Source organism: Mesorhizobium sp. M5C.F.Ca.IN.020.29.1.1, assembly GCF_003997375.1.
Taxonomy (GTDB): Bacteria; Pseudomonadota; Alphaproteobacteria; order Rhizobiales; family Rhizobiaceae; genus Mesorhizobium; species Mesorhizobium wenxiniae.
Map to the genome: position 1 here is coordinate 1 of NZ_RZSW01000467.1, position 5,052 is coordinate 5,052.

General features: G+C 58.5%; 4 protein-coding genes and 1 pseudogene. 4 read left to right on the plus strand and 1 reads right to left on the minus strand.

Annotated features, from left to right (window positions below; genetic code table 11):
* From EOA85_RS27210 to EOA85_RS27220, 3 genes and pseudogenes are all read left to right on the plus strand, one after another.
* Positions 1-369 (plus strand): sugar transferase (locus EOA85_RS27210; RefSeq protein WP_206523380.1); only part of this gene is annotated, 369 nt, incomplete at its 5' end.
* Between the two features lie 168 nt (positions 370-537).
* Positions 538-1,746, plus strand: a complete 1,209-nt coding sequence (locus tag EOA85_RS27215; RefSeq protein ID WP_127211835.1) for a polysaccharide biosynthesis/export family protein — start codon at positions 538-540, stop codon at positions 1,744-1,746.
* Between the two features lie 503 nt (positions 1,747-2,249).
* A pseudogene (locus EOA85_RS27220) lies at positions 2,250-2,382 on the plus strand (DapH/DapD/GlmU-related protein); the annotation flags it as partial.
* Between the two features lie 81 nt (positions 2,383-2,463).
* On the opposite strand, the gene EOA85_RS27225 reads toward EOA85_RS27220, so the two are convergent.
* Positions 2,464-3,726 (minus strand): O-antigen ligase, encoded by a 1,263-nt coding sequence (locus EOA85_RS27225; RefSeq protein WP_127211836.1) that lies wholly within the window; start codon positions 3,724-3,726, stop codon positions 2,464-2,466.
* Positions 3,727-4,070: 344 nt separating this feature from the next.
* Between EOA85_RS27225 and EOA85_RS27230 the strand changes: the two genes are divergently transcribed.
* A partial coding sequence (locus tag EOA85_RS27230; RefSeq protein ID WP_245486043.1) for a TIR domain-containing protein occupies positions 4,071-5,052 on the plus strand: 982 nt, incomplete at its 3' end.

Here is a 5,052-nt window from a genome sequence, read left to right on the forward strand (position 1 = left end):
GCCGAATGGATGGCGACCCGCAAGCTCAAGAACGATCCGCGCGTCACGCGCGTCGGGGCCGTGCTGAGGAAGCTCAGCCTCGATGAACTGCCGCAGATCATCAATATCCTTCAGGGTGACATGAGCCTTGTCGGTCCTCGCCCCGTCGTACGCGACGAGCTCGAGATTTATGGCAGTTCGGCCGTCTATTACCTGAAATCGCGCCCCGGCCTAACCGGACTCTGGCAGGTCAGCGGCCGCAATGACGTTTCCTATGACAGCCGCGTCGCATTCGATCGCCACTATGTCGAGAACTGGTCGCTGTTTGAGGACATTCGCATCATCGTCAAGACCGTGCCTGCCGTCTGGATGTCGCGGGGCTGCTACTGACCGGCTGGGCCGGCTCTGTGTGGAAGAGTGACTGTCCAGACGCCAACCATTCTGCAGCAAGTTTCATCGGGCGGGGCTAAGCGGATCGGAAACGTACAGTTGAAAACAGATATCTTCGAAATCTCCTGCGCCGGCATTGCTGGCAATCGCATGCGGCGGATGCGGCTTATGACCACTTGCCTCGCGCTGGCGCTCACCATTCCCCAACTCGCCGCCGCCGATGAGTATCGCCTCGGATCGCAGGACAAGCTGACCATCCGCGTGGCCGAATGGCAGACCGTTGAAGGCACGTTCCGCGACTGGACGGCCGTCAACGGAGAGTACACAGTCGGCCCGGCCGGAACATTGTCCGTGCCGTTCGTCGGCGAAATGCCGGCATCCGGCAAGACCACATCCGAGATCGCGGCAGCGATCGGCCAGGCGCTCCAGCGCAAGCTCGCCCTGGCGGACCGGCCGGAAGCCTCCGTCGAAATGGCGGAGTACAGGCCATTCTACATTTCCGGGGAGGTGCAGACGCCTGGCCAGTATCCCTACGTGCCTGGTCTGACCGTCCTGAGGGCGATGAGCATCGCCGGCGGTGTCCGGCGGGCCCCCGAAGGACAGCGGTACGACCGCGACATGATCAATGCCAAGGGCGATTTTGACGTTCTCGAAGACCAACGGGTCCGGCTGATCGTCAGGCGCGCGCGCATCGAAGCGGAGATGGCGGACAAGCCGACATTCGACGTGCCGAAGGAGGTGGCCAACGATCCGAAGGTGGCAAGCGTCGTTGCGGACGAGATGGCGATCCTGACGGCCGATCAAAAGAAGCTTAAACTCCGCCTTCAGGCGCTCGACGATTTGAAGAAGCTACTGCAGAGCGAGATCGATTCGCTGCAGAAAAAGATCGTCAACCAGCAGCGGCAGGTCGACCTGGCAAAGGAACAGCTCAGCGGCATCGGCTCGCTGGCGCAGAAAGGTCTTGTCGTCAACACGCGGGTTCTGACTTCGCAACAAACGATCGCCGACCTGGAAGGCCAGATCCTGGATTACGACACGGCCATCCTTACCGCCAAGCAGTCGATCAGCAAGGCCAACCAGGATGCCATCGACCTGGAAAACACTCAGAATGCGAGCCTCGCCGCCGACCGGCAACAGGTAGAAGCCGATCTCAGTGCGACGATGCTCAAGATGAACATGCAAACCGGCCTGATGGCCGAAGCCATGTCGGGGAACCCGGCGTTACAACGCTATCGCGACGGCGAAGAGCCAACGATGTCCTTTGCCCTGGTTCGGGTGGTCGACGGCGAGACCAGCGAAATTGCCGCCAGTGAAGACACGCCCGTGCTGCCCGGGGACGTGATCAAGGTGAAGCTGGCGCCAATGGCTAGTCAATAGAACTCGCGCGATCGAATACCCCAACGTCAGCTTACGCTCAAAGGGAGCGTCATGCCGAGGCCGTCCGCATAGATGCACGCTTCTCGGCGAAAAATGCCAATCGGTGGGGGAAGCGTGGTGAATATCTATCGTGCCAGAAGGTATATTAAAGGCGCAATAGTTACATTCATTTGGGCAGTGAGGGGTATCGAAATAACCGATCGAGTTTCGGTACTTGGTGTCTCGCCTCATAGCAGGAAAAGGCAATTTTTAGATTTGGCTCTCGCGTTTCGTTTCGAGGGCTTGGGTCACGTTCCTGGTTTCATGCACGCCGGAACGCAAGTCTGTCAATTGGCTCTAGATTTTTTATAAACAGCGGAGTTACGATCGACGCATCTGTCGCAGTAAGCATCGGAAAAGGATGCCTTATTGGCGAATCGGTTGTAATCCAAGACTCAAACTATCATGAGGTCGAAGAGGGTGCCGGTGTTAAAGCGAAAGCTGTCCTGATTGGGGATAATGTTTGGATAGGTCGAATTCAATAATCCTGCCTGGGGTCGAAATCGGGGATCATAGCGTAATTGGAGCCGGCTCTGTGGTCACCAAAAGTGCACCCCCGCGAGCCTGGTTGCAGGAAATCCCGCCCGAATAATTCGCGAAATTGTGGCGCCCCAAGATTGCATTCGTTTTTGACGGTAATTTTAGCGAACGAAATCAAGGTGACATTCTGCGCTTTTCTTAGCCCTTTGCGGTTTCTGGTTCCGCGAGGCTCGCCGCCGTCCACCGAGGGCGGGCGAAAGGCACCTTCACCAGTTTGAAGTAGCTGTAATACAGAAGGAAGGAGCCCATAATGTAGGGGTTGAGGGTCTCGACCTCGACGAAGGACCGGATGAACAGAAGCACCATCACGCCGGCAAGAATCACAGATTCGGCCTGCCACGTCCTGAATATCAACGCCGATATGTGGCCCCACAGCGTGCGCACGATGATCAGCGAAATCAGCGTCGCCCCGACATAGCCAAGCTCGACGAGCGCTTCGACATAGGTGTTGTGGAAGTGGAAGCCGCTTCGGGTCGTGATGTAGAATTCGTTCCAAAGCCGTTCGGCCTCGGCGAAACCCTGCACCCAGTAGCCCGCGTAGCCGACGCCGAGGATCGGCGCTTGCTGCACCGCACGCCAGCCCTGCTCCCAGAGATAGGTCCGTCCGGTGAGCGTGGAGTCTTTTCCGAAGACGCCAAGGACGAAATCCAGAAGCCCCGCAAAGGCAACCGCGGTGACCGCGACCAGCCCGCATGCGCCGACCAGGAAAATCACCCGTCGGTAGCGGAGCGAAAGCTTCTTCGCCATGGCAAGCAGAGCGACCAGAGCGAGAACTGCCGGTACCGAAGCCATCGAGGTGGCTGAATGCGAAATGACCAGCAGATAGGCCGACAGGACGAGGACGGGCGCCGTCAAGAAAAGGCTGATCCGGCCGCGCCTGAGAAAGGTCAGCAAGACAACGCAAAAATAGATGCCAAGGGAGGCAACAAAGCCGATCTGGTTCTTGGAGCTGAATGCGCCGACGAAATTATACGTCCCGTCGAGGCCATCATACGAATAACCCCCGACCATAAGCGAGTAGAGCAGGACGAGAAAGATCCCGATCAGTGAGCCTATTGTCAACGTCCGAACGCTGACGGTGCGCGCGGCGATATAGGCGCAGGCGATATGAGAGCAATACTGGATCGCCGTCCTCAACGTGATGCCGGGAGCATCCGACCAGAACACCGAGAGGCAGACGTAGATTGCAAACGCCAATGGCAGCCACGCGCTGGAGGCATGTCGCAACAGCCGCCGATAATCTACCATGATCAGGGGAAGCCAGACCGCATAATAGGCCAGGATCAGGATCTGGCCGAAAAGGTAGGAGTAGGAGAACGCCCAAATGGAGATGGCGACAGCAAATGTGCCATAGACCGTGCTCTTCTCCGGGTCGACCAACAGAGATTTTGGTATCTTCATCTCGGTAGCGAAGTCCCGTCCATGAGTTCAATGCCGATTCGCCGCCGCGCCAGGCGCGAACGCTTCCATTGTGCAGTGCAATATAACCCATCCCCTGCAGCCTGTCACCCAAATGAGGCAAAAACAGCCACAAGGACGCCCCGGGAAGGCGGTAAAAGGCCGCAAGAACCGAGCATCCAGGCCGGCTTCTGGCTCCAAACATTGTGAGCGCCTCGGCATCACGGTCAAGAGCCATCGCCGCCGGATTCATGAGAAGCTCGGCATCGCCACCGCGCGGAACTGTTTTCGCAGTTCTTCAGCACCGGACCGAAAAATAGCAGCCGGCATTCCTTGCATCCGTTGCAATGAATGAGGCGCTCCGCGTACGCTATGGCGGGGACAACCAGACGATGGCCGCAGGGATAGCAGACGCTGGTGGTCCCGATCTGCTGGGCTGGAGCAAACGGATGGACAAACCTCGAATCTTCCTGGGCTCGTCGGGGAAGCAGAAAAAACTGCTGCAGGCGCTGACACGCGGCCTTGAAGACATCGCGTATGTGGAACCCTGGACGACATCCTTCAATCCCGGGACAACCACACTGGAGCGCCTCCTTGAGCTTACGCGTGAAGTCGACTTCGCTGCTTTTGTGTTCGCCCAGGACGACTGGACGAGTGCAAGCCTGGCATCACCTGCTCCTGTATCCGCTCAAGCTTCTCCGCGAGACAATGTGGTCTTCGAAGCCGGCCTTTTCGGCGGTGTCCTCGGAATGCGCCGAACGTTTATCCTCCATGCCAACGGCTCCAAGCTTCCAAGCGATCTCCTCGGCCTGACGTCCGTGAGGTACGGCGAAGCGATAACCGCCGCCGAGATGAGAGCGGTCAACCAAAAGCTGCGAAAAGCGATTGAAAATGAGGGCCGCGCCGCCCGAATAGAAGGTCTTTGGTGGCAGTTTTCCCTGTCGGAGCGGACTGTGAAGGAACCTTCCGCGGTGAGCCTCCTGCGGATCTCGCGAGACCGCGATGGTGCGCTGGAGCTAGCCGGCCGCTCATGGCAAGAGAATGGCAGTCTGTCCGCGAGATACTGGAGCGAAGCAGTAAAGGAGAGAAAGGAGCCTGCCGGCATCTTTTACTTTTGGAATGGAGAACGGCCCTTGGACGCGAACGCGTCGCAGTTGTACGGGACAGGAGAGATCCGGCTGGAGTCCGCCGATCGCGCGTCCGGGTACTTCACCACACGAGCCGACACAGAGCCAAAACTGAACGCCCGCACCTCCGGTGTCTATCTGCGCGCCGAGCCGGAGGACTTGAGCATCCTGGACGGGCGCGACAACCAGCGACGAGTAGAGC

What these genes read in the sequence shown, in the direction of transcription:
- EOA85_RS27215 (WP_127211835.1), top strand. Translation starts at nt 538, where the DNA reads ATGACCACTTGCCTCGCGCTGGCGCTCACCATTCCCCAACTCGCCGCC.
- EOA85_RS27225 (WP_127211836.1), bottom strand. Translation starts at nt 3,726, where the DNA reads ATGAAGATACCAAAATCTCTGTTGGTCGACCCGGAGAAGAGCACGGTC.